Source organism: Hymenobacter sp. NBH84 (assembly GCF_014217645.1).
GTDB classification, from domain to species: Bacteria; Bacteroidota; Bacteroidia; order Cytophagales; family Hymenobacteraceae; genus Hymenobacter; species Hymenobacter profundi.
Genome location: NZ_CP043644.1, coordinates 2,280,998 through 2,296,395 on the forward strand (window position 1 = coordinate 2,280,998; position 15,398 = coordinate 2,296,395).

Annotated in this window: 15 protein-coding genes; 10 read left to right on the plus strand and 5 right to left on the minus strand. The window is 57.2% G+C overall.

Annotation, left to right across the window (positions count from 1 at the left end; genetic code table 11):
• The first annotated feature begins 75 nt into the window (after positions 1-75).
• Positions 76-2,748, plus strand: a complete 2,673-nt coding sequence (locus F1C16_RS09560) for a glucosidase (protein ID WP_185284094.1) — start codon at positions 76-78, stop codon at positions 2,746-2,748.
• A gap of 13 nt (positions 2,749-2,761) precedes the next feature.
• On the opposite strand, the gene F1C16_RS09565 is transcribed toward F1C16_RS09560, so the two are convergent.
• From F1C16_RS09565 to F1C16_RS09575, 3 genes are all read right to left on the minus strand, one after another.
• The gene (locus tag F1C16_RS09565) at positions 2,762-2,965 is read right to left on the minus strand and encodes a hypothetical protein (RefSeq protein WP_185284095.1); all 204 of its coding nucleotides are present in this window, start codon (positions 2,963-2,965) and stop codon (positions 2,762-2,764) included.
• Positions 2,966-3,467: 502 nt separating this feature from the next.
• Positions 3,468-3,680, minus strand: a complete 213-nt coding sequence (locus F1C16_RS09570; protein WP_185284096.1) for a hypothetical protein — start codon at positions 3,678-3,680, stop codon at positions 3,468-3,470.
• A gap of 784 nt (positions 3,681-4,464) precedes the next feature.
• The gene (locus F1C16_RS09575; protein WP_185284097.1) at positions 4,465-4,602 is read right to left on the minus strand and encodes a hypothetical protein; all 138 of its coding nucleotides are present in this window, start codon (positions 4,600-4,602) and stop codon (positions 4,465-4,467) included.
• A 45-nt stretch (positions 4,603-4,647) separates the two neighbouring features.
• Here F1C16_RS09575 and F1C16_RS09580 point away from each other — a divergent pair, with 45 nt between their 5' ends.
• From F1C16_RS09580 to F1C16_RS09600, 5 genes are all read left to right on the plus strand, one after another.
• On the plus strand, positions 4,648-5,628 hold the full coding sequence (locus F1C16_RS09580) for an aspartate carbamoyltransferase catalytic subunit (protein WP_185284098.1): 981 nt from the start codon (positions 4,648-4,650) through the stop codon (positions 5,626-5,628).
• A gap of 79 nt (positions 5,629-5,707) precedes the next feature.
• Complete coding sequence (locus F1C16_RS09585; protein WP_185284099.1) at positions 5,708-6,985, plus strand: dihydroorotase; 1,278 nt, start codon at positions 5,708-5,710, stop codon at positions 6,983-6,985.
• 132 nt (positions 6,986-7,117) lie between these two features.
• Positions 7,118-7,363 carry a hypothetical protein gene (locus tag F1C16_RS09590; protein WP_185284100.1) on the plus strand — a complete coding sequence of 82 codons (246 nt, stop codon included), beginning with the start codon at positions 7,118-7,120 and terminating at the stop codon, positions 7,361-7,363.
• A gap of 52 nt (positions 7,364-7,415) precedes the next feature.
• Complete coding sequence (purE, locus tag F1C16_RS09595) at positions 7,416-7,928, plus strand: 5-(carboxyamino)imidazole ribonucleotide mutase (protein WP_185284101.1); 513 nt, start codon at positions 7,416-7,418, stop codon at positions 7,926-7,928.
• A 23-nt stretch (positions 7,929-7,951) separates the two neighbouring features.
• Complete coding sequence (locus tag F1C16_RS09600; RefSeq protein ID WP_219733472.1) at positions 7,952-9,175, plus strand: 5-(carboxyamino)imidazole ribonucleotide synthase; 1,224 nt, start codon at positions 7,952-7,954, stop codon at positions 9,173-9,175.
• A 362-nt stretch (positions 9,176-9,537) separates the two neighbouring features.
• Here F1C16_RS09600 and F1C16_RS09605 read toward each other — a convergent pair whose 3' ends face one another.
• Both F1C16_RS09605 and F1C16_RS09610 read right to left on the minus strand, forming a co-directional pair.
• Positions 9,538-10,122 carry a hypothetical protein gene (locus F1C16_RS09605; protein WP_185284102.1) on the minus strand — a complete coding sequence of 195 codons (585 nt, stop codon included), beginning with the start codon at positions 10,120-10,122 and terminating at the stop codon, positions 9,538-9,540.
• 17 nt (positions 10,123-10,139) lie between these two features.
• Positions 10,140-10,976, minus strand: coding sequence for a M48 family metallopeptidase (locus tag F1C16_RS09610; RefSeq protein WP_308461655.1), 837 nt, complete (start codon positions 10,974-10,976; stop codon positions 10,140-10,142).
• 240 nt (positions 10,977-11,216) lie between these two features.
• Between F1C16_RS09610 and F1C16_RS09615 the strand changes: the two genes are divergently transcribed.
• From F1C16_RS09615 to bcp, 4 genes are all read left to right on the plus strand, one after another.
• Positions 11,217-11,831, plus strand: a complete 615-nt coding sequence (locus F1C16_RS09615; RefSeq protein WP_185284103.1) for a fumarylacetoacetate hydrolase family protein — start codon at positions 11,217-11,219, stop codon at positions 11,829-11,831.
• A 272-nt stretch (positions 11,832-12,103) separates the two neighbouring features.
• A complete protein-coding gene (locus tag F1C16_RS09620) occupies positions 12,104-14,137 on the plus strand; it encodes a M23 family metallopeptidase (RefSeq protein WP_185284104.1) in 2,034 nt (677 codons plus the stop codon).
• Positions 14,138-14,207: 70 nt separating this feature from the next.
• Complete coding sequence (locus tag F1C16_RS09625) at positions 14,208-14,762, plus strand: lipocalin family protein (protein ID WP_185284105.1); 555 nt, start codon at positions 14,208-14,210, stop codon at positions 14,760-14,762.
• A 141-nt stretch (positions 14,763-14,903) separates the two neighbouring features.
• Positions 14,904-15,350 (plus strand): thioredoxin-dependent thiol peroxidase, encoded by a 447-nt coding sequence (gene bcp / locus F1C16_RS09630; protein ID WP_185284106.1) that lies wholly within the window; start codon positions 14,904-14,906, stop codon positions 15,348-15,350.
• Positions 15,351-15,398 lie beyond the last annotated feature (48 nt).

The window sequence follows — 15,398 nt, forward strand, 5'->3', positions numbered from 1 at the left end:
TCGTGAATTCGGTACTGCCTGTCGGGTGCCAAGTTGGTATGCTGACTACGCGCACCCGTTGCGCCTTCTTTTTCTATGAGCCCAGAACACTTACGATTAGCGGAAGATCACGCCGAAACAGCCGCCTGGAAGAAATTCGGGCCCTACCTAACGGAGCGACAATGGGGCACTGTGCGCGAAGACTACTCGTCTGATGGCAATGCCTGGAACTACATCACTCACGATATGGCCCGCCGCTACGCCTACCGTTGGGGCGAGGAAGGCCTCGGCGGCGTTAGCGACGCGCGGCAGCTACTGTGCCTGGGTGTGGGCCTCTGGAACGGCCAGGATGAGATGCTGAAGGAGCGCTTGTTTGGCCTCACCAACGGCGAGGGCAACCACGGCGAGGATGTGAAGGAGCTGTACTATTATCTCGACAGCACTCCTACCCACTCCTACATGCGGATGCTGTATAAGTATCCACAGCAGGCGTTTCCGTATGCACAGTTGCGTGCGCACAACGCGCAACGCACGCGGCAGGAGCCCGAATATGAACTGCTCGACACGGGCATCTTCGACGAAAGTCGCTACTTCGACGTGTTCATTGAATACGCCAAGGCGGGGCCGGAAGACCTGCTGCTGCAACTAACGGTGCATAACCGAGGCCCCGAAACGGCTAATTTGCACGTGTTGCCTCAGGCGTGGTTTCGGAACACCTGGGCCTTTGAGCACTACCGTCCCCGCCCGCAGCTACGCAGTACAGGGCCGGGTACCGTGCACCTAACGCACCCGGAGCTAGGAGAGTATCAGCTCTACTGTGACCAGACCCCGGCGCTGCTTTTTTGCGATAACGACACCAATGGCGTCCGCCTCTATAACAGGCCCGAGGAAGGAAAATTCTACAAAGACGGCATCAACGATTACTTGGTAGAGGGTAGGCAGGAGGCCATCAACACGGCGCAATACGGCACCAAAGTAGCGGCCCACTACCAGCTGACTGTAGCCGCTGGCCAGGCGCAGACCGTGCGGGTACGCCTGCGTAAAACGCCCCTCCCGGCTCCGTTTGCTGATTTCGATCAGGTAGTCGCCCAGCGCCGGCAGGAGGCCGATGCGTTCTACGCCACCCTACAACAGGGTATGGCCGACCCCGATGCCCGCAACGTGCAGCGACAGGCCTTTGCCGGCATGCTCTGGAGCAAGCAGTTCTACTACTACGACCTGAACCAGTGGCTCGACGGTGACCCCAAGTTTGTGGCGCCCCCGAGCGAGCGGCGCACGGGCCGCAATAATAACTGGCGCCACCTCTACAACGCCGACATCATCTCCATGCCCGACAAGTGGGAGTACCCCTGGTACGCGGCCTGGGATTTGGCTTTCCATTGCATCCCACTGGCCATGGTCGATGCCGAGTTTGCCAAGCAGCAGCTGCGCCTGCTCACCCGCGACTGGTACATGCACCCCAACGGCCAGCTGCCCGCCTACGAGTGGAACCTCTCCGATGCCAACCCACCCGTGCACGCCTGGGCTACCTGGCGCGTGTACCAGATGGATCAGATGCAGCGGAACGGCCACGGCGACACGGTCTTTCTGGAGGCTATGTTTCATAAGCTCAACCTAAATTTCTCGTGGTGGGTGAACCGGAAAGACCGCAACGGCCGCAACATCTTCGAGGGCGGCTTTTTGGGGCTGGATAACATTGGTGTGTTCGACCGCTCGGCGCCCCTACCCACTGGCGGCCACATCGAGCAGAGCGACGGCACCAGCTGGATGGCGATGTACGCACTGAATCTGATGCGCATTGCCCTGGAGCTGGCCCTCACCAACCCCGTGTACCAGGAAATGGCCAGCAAGTTTTTCGAGCATTTCCTCTACATCGTAGAAGCCATGACCAAAGGGGGCGACGGGCAGTTCAACCTCTGGGACGAGGAAGACAACTTTTATTACGATGTGCTGCACACCCCCGACGGCGTGCGTACCAAGCTAAAAGTACGCTCCATTGTGGGGCTGATTCCGCTGTTTGCCGTGGAAGTACTCGATGATACGTTGCTCAGCGCCCTACCCGAATTTGCGCAGCGTTTGCGCTGGCTGCTCCACAACCGTCCGCACCTGGCCGAGCTAGTGTCGCACTGGCAGGTGCCGGGCCAGGGCGCGCGGCATCGGCTGTCGTTGCTACGCAGCCACCGCCTCCGGTGTTTGCTCACCCGCATGCTGGATGAGCAGGAGTTCCTGTCGGAGTTTGGCATTCGGGCGTTGTCGCGTTACCACCAAGAGCAGCCCTACTACTTTCCCATGGCCGAGGCCAACTTCACTGTAGCCTATTTACCCGGCGAGTCGGATTCGGATATGTTTGGCGGCAACTCCAACTGGCGCGGCCCCATCTGGTTTCCGATTAATTATCTCCTTATTGAGTCACTGCAACGCTTCTACGCCTACTACGGCGATGCTTTCCAGGTGGAATACCCAACGGGCTCCGGCCACCACTGCACCCTGCAAGAAATTGCCAACGCCCTCACAGAACGCCTGAACAAGCTGTTTTTGCAGGATTCTACAGGGCGTCGGCCATCTTTTGGGACCAACGAGCGGCTGCAATATGACCCACACTTCCGCGACTACCCCCTATTCTACGAATACTTCCATGGCGACGACGGACGCGGCCTGGGTGCCAGCCACCAAACCGGCTGGACCGGGTTGCTGGCCTGCTTGCTCACTTCTCAGAGTCTGACGCGCATTTCTGCCGAGCAGGATGCCAAAGCCGGTGCCGTTCCCTAAAGCACCCGCTGCATCATCCCGCGGCCACCAGAATCTCCAGGCTCACGAAGCGCCCATCCTGAAACGAATACACGAGCTGGCTGCCCGCGGGCCCTACTACTAATTGGTCGTCGGGCTGCACGGTGAGTGTGGCGTTACCCTGCTCCGAGCCTTGGAGCTGGTACTGTATGCGAAGGGTTTGGCCAAGCAAAGTCTGTAGGTTAGCTAAGTCACTCATAAAATCGTACAGTTTTCGAAGGTTAATGTCTGCGATACATTCTGGATACGCACAGCGGTGCGTGGGTAGTGGCCGTTTGGGCTCGGCGGGTAGGGTAGGCTACAGTTGGCCTCACTAGCTGCTACACACTTTCTACGTAAGCTGTTAGCAGAGGATGGATGCAATTTTTTCGCAAATCAATCTTTGCTCTGAAACTAATGGCGGTACGCGCATTCCTCCAACCGAAAAAATCGGGCGTCGTACGTACGTCGCTCCTCTAAGATAAGAGCACCGCCAACAAGGGCTGTTGCAACTAGTGGTTACTAAGCGAATGCCGTAGCCAGGGCTTCGATACTGTAAAAGGACGATGAATTAGCAGTTTTCAATCCCTTGGCGGAATTCTCTAGTTCTACGCGCGCCCTACCCCTGGTAGCCACATGCTGGCGGCTTGAGGTACCAGGTGGAAAAACAAAAAGCTCCGTTTATCAACGGAGCTTCAGGAATGCACTATGGTTGCGCGGGGCTAGCGAACAAAGAAGCCTTTGGCGAGCCACGCCTCAACGTTCTGCGACCGAACAAAGCGCGTTTCCACATGACCCCAGGCGTCTACCTGATACATGACGGTTTTACCCGCTTCACGGGCGTGGAGTGCTGCCAGATGTTCTGCCGAAGAAAGAGGTGTGCTTGGCGATTCAACGGGCTTGCGTACCCGGGCGCGTTTAGTGGAGTCAGACATATCAGGACAACAGGAGCGTTACGAAAAGGTTCGTGTGTGGCAACGAGTATCTACCGACTTTCGCTCAACACAGTTGATTATAGCACGCTTTTTTTTAGAGCGCTTTGGGTTGCTGGGGTAAGCCTTGGCCGTGCTTTAAAAAAATAACCATCTGAAATCAAGAAGATTATATGTTTATTTTACAATCTATCAAGTCCGCGAAGGAGAGGTTTGTAGTTTGTGGCACCAGCAGGGTAGGCCTACTAAAAATACCATCAGACCACCGCCTCCGCACTGAGAATTTGATTTCTCCAACGAGGATTTACAAGATGCCCTGAGCCTTGATTTAGATGCGCTTTTTGCTTTTCGACAGGAGTTCTACCCTAAGCCATGCGTCTACCCCCAAGACCCAACTTACAGCTGAAGGAATAGAGGCACCAAATCAGCCCGAAACGCTTCCGCGTAGCGTAGTAAGCCGGAGGTTTTTTGCTCGTTTTTCCTCAATGCGTACGTTTGCCTCAACAGAAATTCTTGCTTAACATGCTTAAAGAATACGTAACAATACCGTAGCTTTGCATCGTGCTTCAACCAAAAAACTTGATGATGAAGCGCGGGGCCCTGCTCGGCGGGGAGCCGCGAGTAGGCCGCAAGGTCTTCGCCACCGTTGGTTTTCCCGATTTTGCTTCTGGTATTTCCGTTGTTTTTTCTGGGTGTTGCGCCGCCACCGTTTCGGATTTCGAAACGGTTTTTTTATGCCCAGTGCGTTCGTCGGCTGTCGCCCCGCCACCAATTTGTAGGGCATACCTTAAACGCTCCTACCCCCTACCCTACCCCCCTGAACACCAACACGCTCGCCCCCAACCGTGGTTGCTGCCGCTAATGCCTCAGCCCACACGCGAGTAGGTGGCTGCTCCATCATGGGTAGTAGCAGATAAGACTTCACCTTGTTCCTTTTAGTTAGACAACCTCACTTTTCCTCAACTCCGGTATGGCACGTAAAGACCTGCTCGACATCGCATCCCTTCACCGTGAGGAAATCGAGTTTTTGCTCGACCAATCCACGTCCTTTAAAAAATTGTTCACCCAATCGGTGAAGAAAATTCCTGCCCTCGATGGCAAGTCCGTGCTCATGCTATTCTATGAGGCCAGCACCCGGACGCACTCCTCCTTCGAGGTGGCCGCCAAACGCCTCTCGGCGGAGGTAACGAATTTCAACGTCGACCACTCCTCTATCACCAAAGGCGAGTCGGTGCGCGAGACAATCGAGACGCTCCAGGCCATGCGCACCGACTACATCGTCGTCCGCCACAGTCACCCCGGCCTACCCGGCATGATTGCCCGCCAAACCACGGCCTCAGTTATCAACGCCGGCGACGGGGCGCACGAGCACCCCACCCAGGCCCTGCTGGACGCCTTCACCATTCGGGAAAAATTCTCCGACCCTCGGGGCAAAAAAGTCCTCATTATCGGCGATATCCTCCACTCCCGCGTTGCGCGCTCTACCAGCACCCTGCTGCAAAAGCTGGGCGTTGAAGTCGCTTACCTGGGCCCAGGCTCGCTGGTACCCAAGTACGGCCCGGCAACCATCCCCCGCTTCACCGACTATGAAACGGCCATGGCCTGGGCGCCCGATGTGGTGTACCTGCTTCGCGTGCAGATGGAGCGCCAGGACGTGCAATTCTTCCCCAGCGTCCGCGAATACCACCGGGTTTACGGCATCACCACTGCCCGGCTGGCCGAAATCCGCGACCGGGGCCTCTACATCATGCACCCCGGTCCTGTGAACCGCGGGGTCGAGCTGTGCGACGCCGTGATGGATTACGAGCGCAGCCTCATCACCAACCAGGTCGAAAACGGCATCTCCATCCGCATGGCTGTGCTCGACTGGCTCACGCCGGGCGGGGAATTTCCGCGGCAGGAGTCGTATGCTGCGCAGCAGCGGGCTAGCTCGAAGCTAGTTATGCCCTAACCGCCAGACGCAACAGCTGACGCCGCTTTTTAACTTACATCTTCAACAACCCTAGCCGGTTTACAGAAATTATCACTTCATGCTTCTCCTTCAAAACGCCCGCATCGCCTCCGAAAATTCACCTGTGCTGCTCGAGGGCGATGTCCTGATTGTCGAAGGAAAAATTCAGGACATCGGCAGCAACCTAGCCATTCCCGAGGGCGTGCGTGTCATCGACGCACGCGGCCGGGTGCTTATGCCAGGTATGTTTGATGCGCACGTTCATTTTCGCGCCCCAGGGTTTGAGAACAAGGAAACCATTACTACGGGGAGCGAGGCCGCCATCAATGGCGGTATTACCGGCGTGGTGATGATGCCGAACACCCGCCCGGCCATCGACTCAGCGACAGTAGTAGCCACTGTGCTGGAAAATGCCAAGCACCGGTCGCGCATTCCGGTGTACACCTCCGGCTGCGTCACCAAGAACCGCGAGGGTAAGGAACTGGCTGAAATTGAAGGTATGCACCGACTCGGGGTAACCATGCTCACCGACGACGGGGACACCACCAACGACCCGGCAGTACTGTTGCGGGCCATGCAGTACGCCACTGAGTTTGGGATGTTTTTCGCCAGCCACTGCGAAGTACCCGAACTAGCCGGGCCGCGCGCCCTCAACGAAGGCGTGATGAGCTACCGGCTCGGCATCAAGGGCTCGCCGGCGTGCGCAGAGGAAATCATCATCGACCGCGACATTCGCCTGGCCCGGGCGGCGGGCGCGCATGTGCACATCCAGCACGTGTCGAGCAAGCTGGGTATGGAAACCATCCGCTGGTGGAAATCGCGTGGCGATGTGAAGGTGACGGCCGAAGTGGCCCCGCACCACCTGCTGTTCACCGATGAGCACATCGGCGACTACGACACCAACTACAAGATGAACCCGCCGCTACGCACGCAGGCGGATTGCGATGCCCTACTCGAAGGGCTCATCGAGGGCGTCTTCGATCTGATTGCCACAGACCACGCGCCGCACACGCCGTTTGAAAAAGCCCAGGATTTCATCAGCGCGCCCAACGGCATCACCGGCCTGGAAACGGCACTGGTGTCGCTGTATCACTTCTTCGTGCGGCCCGAAAAATTTGGGTGGGACCTGGTAGTGAAGCGCTATTCGGCGGAGCCGCGCCGTCTGATGGGCCTATCGGTACCCGCCATCGAAGTCGGCCAGGAAGCCAACTGCGTCTTGTTCGATACCGAAGCAGAAACGACCTTCACGCAGGAATTCATGAAGTCCAAATCTCAGAACACGCCCTTCATCGACCAGACGTTGAAAGGCCGGGTAGACCTGGTGATTTTGGGGACGGAAATTCTGCTGGAGCGCTGATAAGTAGAACGTCATGCTTGATCTGGCGTCCGCTTGTCGAAGCATCTCTACCGCTTCGTTACTCACATTCAGATGACGCAGTTGCATCCTCAAAATCACTACCTAGATGCGCTGCTCAGATTTACCTGAGCATTGGAAAACAAGCTGCGAAATTACCTAACTGCGAAAGGGAGCAGCCCTGAAACACTCAGTGTTTCTGACTTTCCAGTTAGCAGCATGGTACGCATTGAGTTAGAAGACGACTCAAAAGTTGAGTTCAGATATGCTTTTGCCATTGAAGCGCCTGAGTTCAAAGAAATAGCCGTTTTTACCGAACATTGCGGCCACCATCTGTTTCAGTTGCACGAGGGGATGACCCTTACAGCAGAGAAGCGGTAGAGATGCTTCGAATTCCCTCCGTTTCGCTTAGCACGACGACCAAATAATTTTGATGAATACACCTTCCTCCTCCAATAATCCCAAACCCTTGATCGGCGTAGTGATGGGTTCCAGCAGCGACTGGGACACCATGCAGCATGCCGTACAGATTCTCACGCAGTTTGGCGTGGCCCACGAAGCGCGTGTAGTATCGGCCCACCGCATGCCCGACGACCTGTTTGCCTACGCCGAACAAGCTGGCCCGCGCGGCTTGCAGGCCATTATTGCCGGCGCAGGGGGAGCTGCCCACCTGCCGGGCATGCTAGCCGCTAAAACTACAGTGCCTGTGCTGGGGGTGCCGGTGGCCAGTCGCCATTTGCAGGGGGTAGACTCGCTGCACAGCATCGTGCAAATGCCCAAAGGCATACCCGTGGCCACGTTTGCCATTGGTACTGCCGGGGCGGCCAATGCCGCGCTATTCGCGGTTAGCCTGCTGGCCCTGCACGACCCGGACCTGGCGACCAAGCTACAGGCGTTTCGCGCCGACCAAACCGAAGCTGCTCGTGCTATGACGTTGCCAGTATGAGCGAGGGAACTGATATGACAACCATGCCTCCTGTTTTTCCAGGTAGCGTAGACGCTGCGGGCCAGCGGGCTACCCTAGGTGTGCTGGGAGGTGGCCAACTGGGCCGAATGTTTGTGCACGCCGCCCAGCGCCTGGGCTACTTCACCGCCGTGCTGGAGCCCGACGCGCAAAGCCCGGCCGGGCTGGTGAGTCACCACCACATCCAGACTGGCTATGACGACCCGGCCGGGCTGGCGCAGTTGGCGCAGCTGTGCCAGGCCATCACCACCGAGTTTGAAAACGTGCCGGCCCAGGCCCTGCAAACGCTGGCGAAGACCCGCCCCGTGGCGCCGGGTGCGGCCGTGGTGGCCATTGCCCAAAACCGCATTGAGGAAAAGGCCCACTTCGCGGCCTGCGCTGACCTTTCGGGGGTGACCTGTGCGCCCTACGCGGTAATTAAAACGCCAGCCCAGCTACAAGCCGTCCAGAACGACCGGGCAGATTTGCTGCCCGGCATCCTGAAAACGGCGCGCATGGGCTACGACGGCAAAGGCCAGGTCCGCGTCAAGACCGCCGCTGAATTGGCTGCTGCCTGGGCGGAGCTGGGCGGTGTGGCCTGCGTGCTGGAAAAGATGCTGCCGCTCACCGCCGAGTGTTCGGTGCTGGTGGCGCGCGGCTGGGATGGACAGGTCGTTAGCTTCGCCCCACAGCGCAACGTGCACGTCGACGGCATTTTGGCCGTGACCCATGCCTACGAAGGCAACATGCCACCTGCCCTGGCCGATAAGGCCTGCGAGGCGGCCGTTTCCATCGCGCATCATCTCGGTTATGTCGGGGTGCTGTGCGTCGAGTTTTTTGTGGTGGAAGACGGCAGCGCGCACGGTGGCTTGGTAGTCAACGAAATGGCACCGCGTCCACACAACAGCGGCCACTATACCATAGACGCCTGCGATGCGTCGCAGTTTGACTTGCAAGTGCATGCCATGGCGGGCTTGCCCTTGCCGCAGCCGCGTCAGCATTCTCCGGCCATTATGCTCAACCTGTTGGGCGACGTGTGGTTTGATGCCAGTGGTCAACTGCGGGAGCCAGATTGGCAATCCGTGCTGAGTTTGCCGGGTACGCACCTGCACCTGTATGGCAAGTCGGAAGCGCGTGTAGGCCGCAAGATGGGCCACCTGACCATCACCGGCCCAGATGTCGCCAGTGTCAAAACTGTGGCGCGCCGTGCTGCCAGTCTGCTCAGCTTGCCGGGGCTAGAAGATATCTAGGCACTATTGTCTGAACTTGACTAAGTCAACCGAAGGCCGCAGGTCTTGTTAACTTCTGTCCGTCATTTTTAGACCACCTCAACGTTTAGCCTACCCGCTTGGCAAGTTGGCAGTAGTGAGTATGGACGGAGTCTGCTCAGAAAGCCAAAAACGAGTCACCTCTTATCGCGGTACCGCTTCTAGCGTTGCATTCTCCTATTAGAAAGTGCGCAGCAAGCAGGCTAAAAATAACAAGGGTCATCCTTCACTGCGAATAGGATGACCCTTGTTTTACTCTTCTGTCTTCACCTTCCTACCCCTGTCTGTTGTAATAAGTAGGGCCAAGGCCGTGAGCGAAAGGCGTAAAATCCATTTCCGACTAATCATTGGCGTACAAAGAAGGAGTTGCCGTTCTCCACACGTAAGTCGCAGCGGCCGCCACCGTTATTCTCGGCGCAGCTGGTACCCGTAATCTGACTGTTTTCGAAGTCGAAATAGCAGGTGCTACAGCCCACACTGGTGATGATGTAGCGGGCCGCATTGGAGGTCATATACAAGGAGTTGTCGGAGGATGTTTGCAGCGGAATGGCCATAGCTTGGAACATACCGTTGCGCAGCCCTAACCCTACCACGTAGTACACGGCCTTATCCTTGGGCGTGTCCTGCACCTTTCGGATCGTGACGCGGTCTACCACCGTGCCGTCGCCGAACTGCCGGATGAACTCGGTGGCTAGCTGGGCGCGAGGCACCACGTACTCCACGTTATCGTCCTTGGTGCTGGCCCAGGCCACCAGCTTGCTTTTGGCCTCCGTCCGGCGGCGACGGGCAATATCCTCCTCCGGATTATCGGAAGGAGGCGTGCCAAATTCCGGGAAGCTACGCTTAGAGGTTTCGCAAGCCGGCAGCAGAAGCAAGCTCAGCAGTGCAACACTGACTAGACGTAGCGGCAAACGGAGGAAATGGGGCATAAATATCAGATAGCTAATTAGCGGGCAGTGTAGTATTTCTGCGCTTCTGGCAATTCACGCTGAATAGCCGCGATGCGCGTGCCATTGGAGGGGTGAGTGGACAGAAACTCCGGCGGCGCAGCTTGGTTCTCGCGGGCATCCATGCGCTGCCAGAACGTGATGGCACCTTGTGGGTTATAACCAGCCATCGCCATAAAGATAAGACCCAGATGGTCAGCTTCTGATTCTTGATTGCGCCCGTAGCGCAGAATGCCCAAGCTGGTTGAGAGGCCAAAGGCCTGTGCTGCCAACTGCTGGGCCACAGGCGAACGGCCTGTGAGTGCCTCGCTAACCAAGCTGCCGCCCACTTGTTGGGCACGCTGCTGGCTCATGCGCTCAGAACCGTGCCGGGCTACGGCGTGGGCAATTTCGTGGCCCATTACTACGGCCAAGCCGTTTTCGTCCTGCGTGATGGGTAGGATACCAGTATACACCACCACCTTGCCACCGGGCATACACCAGGCGTTCTGCTGAGAATCGTCCTGAATCAGGTTGAACTCCCACTGATAGCCTGCTAGCTGTTCCGACTGGTTTTGCTGGCGAAAATACTGTTCTACGGCCTGCTGTATACGCTGGCCTACCCGCTTCACCATAGCAGCCTGCGCACCGCTGTTGACTACTTTGCTGGTATCCAGCACTTGTCTGTACTGTTGCTGAGCCAGGTTAATTATCTCACTTTCAGGAACTAGGCTAAGCTGACGACGCCCCGTAATAGGAACCGTTGAGCAGGCGCTCAGCACACAGAGGCTGGCAACCGTTATAAACTTCTTGAGCATCTCGCGAGTGGTTTTGGAGGGAAAGAGAAAAAGGGACAAGCAGAAGTACCTACCCAACCGACCCCAGTTAACATCGGAGCGACTAGTACGTATCAGCCTGTGGTGTGCTATACGACAGGCATTGGGTAAAATGTTCTCTTTCCGAGGTAACGAGGCCTTTTTGGGTTGCGCCCCGCGAAATAAGGGCTAATTTTGATGCTTTCCGTTGTGGTTTGCTGGCAACGCTGGTACTACCGCCGCAGCCACCCGACGCCCTACCTACCAGACTTTTCTACTCGCATGAAAATACTGTGCATCGGCCGCAATTACGCCGACCATATTGCCGAGCTGCAAAACGAAACACCTTCCGAACCCGTCATCTTCGCCAAGCCCGACACGGCCTTGCTCCAGCGCGGGATGCCCTTCTTCTACCCCGACTTTTCGCAGGACGTGCACCATGAACTGGAACTGGTGCTGCGCATCAGCAAAAACGGCAAGAACATCGAGGAGAAATTTGCGCATACGTATTACGATGCCATCGGCCTGGGCATCGATTTCACGGCCCGCGACCTGCAAAGCAAGCTCAAAGCCAAGGGCCTACCCTGGGAGCTGGCCAAGGGTTTCGATGGCTCCGCGCCGCTGGGCACGGTGTTCAAACCAGTAGGCGACTTTGCCGATCTGAAAAACATCAACTTCCGGCTGGAAGTGAACGGCGAAGTGCGTCAACGGGGCAACTCCAGCCTGATGCTGCACCCCTTCGACGCCATCATCAGCTACATCTCCCGCTTCATCACCCTAAAAATCGGCGATTTGATTTTCACCGGCACGCCCAGCGGCGTGGGTCCCGTGAAAATCGGCGACCGGCTGGCGGGCTTCATCGAGCAGGAACGCGTGCTGGATGTAGCGGTTAAATAATTTTTTGTGCGGTTGGGAGTTTAAGGGTGAAACTAAATTAGGAAGGAGCAAAACTCGTTGCCTATATAGCTGATACGCTAGCTTGTCATCCTGAGCTTGTGAAGGACCTTATCACGTCAAAACGATCATCGTACAAACGACTCGTGCCCACATAATAAGGTCCTTCGCAAGCTCAGGATGACGGCACAAACAGCGATTTTGCTACCTCCTTTCCCTTTTCAGAAAGCAGAGAAACCAGCTCCCAACTCCCGTCTTCTAGATTTCCTTTCCGAATGCTTACTTCTTTTTCCGGCTGGCGGCTGGGCGCAACGGTGGCTACTCTGCTGCTGACAACGCTGGGCCTGCGACCGGTCCCTTTTGCCGGCGAGGTGCCAGCGCCTGCAGCAGACGCGCCTACCTCGGCCGCACCCGATTCTTCGTCGGTGGTGGTACCCAGCCGAATGTTTACGCCTGTAGAAGTGCCCAAAGGGTACTTTCTGTTTCCCATTAAACCCGGCAAGCCCAACTTTCTGGCGGCCAGCATGGGCGAAATTCGCCCCAACCACTTTCACGGCGGCCTCGATATCAAGACCGATGGCCGGGTGGATTTGCCAGTATATTCCTCCGCCGATGGCTACATTTCGCGCCTGAAGCAGAGCAGTTTCGGCTACGGCAATGTGCTCTACATCACCCACCCCAACGGGCTGACAACGGTGTACGGTCACCTCAACCGTTTCCTCGGTCCCGTGGCCGACACGCTGCTGCGGCGTCAGTACCAAAAGCAGACCTACGAGCTGGAGCTGTTTTTCGATAAAGACCAGATTCCGGTGAAGCGGGGGCAAATAGTGGCGCTATCGGGCAATACGGGCGGCTCGGGTGGGCCGCACGTGCACTGGGAGGTGCGCACAGCCAAAGACAAGCAGCTGAATCCCTTGCAGTGGGGCGGCTTCCCCGAGATTCAGGACCACGTGCCGCCTACCCTGCTTTCCTTTGCTGTGGAGCCGCTCACCATCGATGCCCGCGTGCAGGGATTGTTTGAGAAGCGCGTGTTTCTACCCAAAACGCCTACCCCCAACGCCCCTTACACCCACCCCGATACCATTCAGGCCTACGGTACGGTAGGACTGCTGCTGCAAGCCGTGGATCGGTTTGATGGGGTGTGGAACAAGTACGGCCTGCAACACGTGGCCGTGACCGTGAACGGCCAGCCCCTGTACGAGCACCGCATCGACGGCGTGCCCTTCACGGAGTCGCGCCAGATTTCCGACCACATCGACTACGATTGGCAAAAAATGACTGGCCGCACGCTAGAAAAGCTATTTGTGGACGACGGCAATACCATTCCGCTCTATACCACTGGCCCCGGCAAGGGCACGCTGCGGGTGGAAGACGGGCAGCTTTACACCGTGGAAATCCGCATGCGCGACTCCTACGGCAACACCACGCCCGTGTCGTTTGTGCTGCGCGGGCAGCAGCCGGCTTACTTCAAAACCCGCTCGGCGGCCGTGAAACAGCCCAGCCTGCGCTACGATATCACCCGGAATATCCTGAAAGTACTGGTAGCCGACCCCGACACGGCCACCCAGGTAGGCAACCTCACGCTCACGCGCGGTGCCCGGCGCTTGCAACTGCGCCCCAGCTACGTGCAGCAAAGCCAAAACGTGTACCTCTACGACCTGCGCGCCGGCCTTCCCGATTCCCTACTATTTGGGAAAGTGCACCGTGCCTTCAACCGGCAAGCTCTGGTGCCCAGTGGTCGGGATTGGACCTTTGCCGACACTCATCTGAACCTGGCATTTGCCCCACGCACGTTGTTCGACACACTGTATCTACAGACCAGCTACCAACCACTGGCCGGCGGCACCTACACCGTGCAAAACCTGCGCACGCCCCTGCTGCAAGCCCTGCGCCTGACCCTGAAACCGGAGCAGGAAGTAACTGACAAAGCCCGCTCGGCGGTATACATGATCAACTCCAAAGGCGGCAAGATTTACCAGGGCGGCAAGTGGGCTGGCAACCAAATCACCACGCCCATCAAGACTTTCGGCATGTTTCGGGTGCTCACGGATACCATTGCCCCCTCGGCGCGGGTAATACGCAACACACCGGCCGGCCTCACCTTCGTGGTAGGCGACAACCTCTCGGGCCTGAGCAGCTACCGCTTACTGGTGAACGGGCAATGGCGCCTGTTGCGCTACGAGTATAAAAACGCTACCCTGTTTACGGTGAAGGAAGATACTCTTGGTCCGCCCTTGCACGGCGTCGCTGAGCTGCACTTGGAAGACCAGGCCGGCAACAAAAAAGTGATTCCGGTGAAGCTGAAATAAGACCTTCGACCGACTCTTTCGCAGCATCGCCCGTAGAAAGAGCTTCTTTTGACCTCAACCAACCCCTGCTATGTCTGCACGCCGTCCGATTATTGTAGGAGCCGTGGCTACCACCGTGGCCGCTGTGGCTGCTTTGTACGCCAAATCGCGCCGCCACGCGCCGCTGCCTACCGTCCCCTACGTCGATTTGCCGCGCTACGCGGGCAAGTGGTACGAAATTGCCCGCCTGCCTGCTTCCTTCGAGAAAGACTGCACCAGCGTGACGGCCCAGTACACCATCCGCCCCGATGGCGACGTGACGGTAGTGAACACCTGCCACAAACACACGCCCACGGGCAAAGTAAAAAAGGCCGAAGGCCTTGCCACCGTGGCCGACCCTACCACCAACGCCAAGCTGAAAGTGCAGTTTTTCTGGCCTTTCAAAGGTGATTACTGGATTCTGGCCCTCGACTCCGATTATCGCTACGCCATGGTAGGCGAGCCCAGCCGCGAGAACCTGTGGCTGCTGAGCCGCACCCCGCAACTGCCCGTCATCGTGCAGAACGAACTGGTACAGCGTGGCCAAGAACTAGGCTTCCCCGTCGAAAAGCTGATTTTCACGCAGCAGGCCCCACCTGCGTTTTAGAGTAGGCAGTTGTTCAATTAATCTGTCATCCTGAGCGCAGCGAAGGACCTTTTCATGTGAGAAGGTCCTTCGCTGCGCTCAGAATGACAGATGTTTTTTCTTTGCAATTTCACAGCTTCACAAACTTACCATTTCACTGCTATGGCCTTACAAGCCGGCGATACCGCCCCTGCCTTCACCGCTACCGACCAAGATGGCAATACCGTTAGTCTCTCCGATTTCCGGGGGAAAAAAGTGGCGCTCTACTTCTACCCCAAAGACGATACTCCTGGCTGCACGGCCCAGGCCTGCAACCTACGTGACCACCAGGAGGAGCTAACCGCCAAAAATGTGCAGGTGCTCGGCGTGAGCACCGACAGCGAAGCCTCCCACAAAAAATTCGCCCTGAAATACGATCTACCCTTTCCCCTACTTGCCGATACAGACAAGCAGTTGGTGGAAGCCTACGGCGTGTGGCAGGAAAAGAAAAATTACGGCCGCGCCTACATGGGTATCGTGCGCACTACCTTCCTTATTGATGAAGAAGGTGTGATTGAGAAGGTTATCACGAAGGTAGATACCAAGAATCACACCGAGCAGCTGGCTTAGGCTACGCTTTTTGCAGATACCCTGAGTAGAAGTTGGTTTGGATAGTAG

Bases quoted from the DNA above. Each gene is read 5' to 3' on its own strand.
- F1C16_RS09560 (WP_185284094.1), top strand. From the start codon at position 76: ATGAGCCCAGAACACTTACGATTAGCGGAAGATCACGCCGAAACAGCC.
- F1C16_RS09565 (WP_185284095.1), bottom strand. From the start codon at position 2,965: ATGAGTGACTTAGCTAACCTACAGACTTTGCTTGGCCAAACCCTTCGC.
- F1C16_RS09570 (WP_185284096.1), bottom strand. From the start codon at position 3,680: ATGTCTGACTCCACTAAACGCGCCCGGGTACGCAAGCCCGTTGAATCG.
- F1C16_RS09580 (WP_185284098.1), top strand. From the start codon at position 4,648: ATGGCACGTAAAGACCTGCTCGACATCGCATCCCTTCACCGTGAGGAA.
- F1C16_RS09585 (WP_185284099.1), top strand. From the start codon at position 5,708: ATGCTTCTCCTTCAAAACGCCCGCATCGCCTCCGAAAATTCACCTGTG.
- purE (WP_185284101.1), top strand. From the start codon at position 7,416: ATGAATACACCTTCCTCCTCCAATAATCCCAAACCCTTGATCGGCGTA.
- F1C16_RS09600 (WP_219733472.1), top strand. From the start codon at position 7,952: ATGCCTCCTGTTTTTCCAGGTAGCGTAGACGCTGCGGGCCAGCGGGCT.
- F1C16_RS09605 (WP_185284102.1), bottom strand. From the start codon at position 10,122: ATGCCCCATTTCCTCCGTTTGCCGCTACGTCTAGTCAGTGTTGCACTG.
- F1C16_RS09615 (WP_185284103.1), top strand. From the start codon at position 11,217: ATGAAAATACTGTGCATCGGCCGCAATTACGCCGACCATATTGCCGAG.
- F1C16_RS09620 (WP_185284104.1), top strand. From the start codon at position 12,104: ATGCTTACTTCTTTTTCCGGCTGGCGGCTGGGCGCAACGGTGGCTACT.
- F1C16_RS09625 (WP_185284105.1), top strand. From the start codon at position 14,208: ATGTCTGCACGCCGTCCGATTATTGTAGGAGCCGTGGCTACCACCGTG.
- bcp (WP_185284106.1), top strand. From the start codon at position 14,904: ATGGCCTTACAAGCCGGCGATACCGCCCCTGCCTTCACCGCTACCGAC.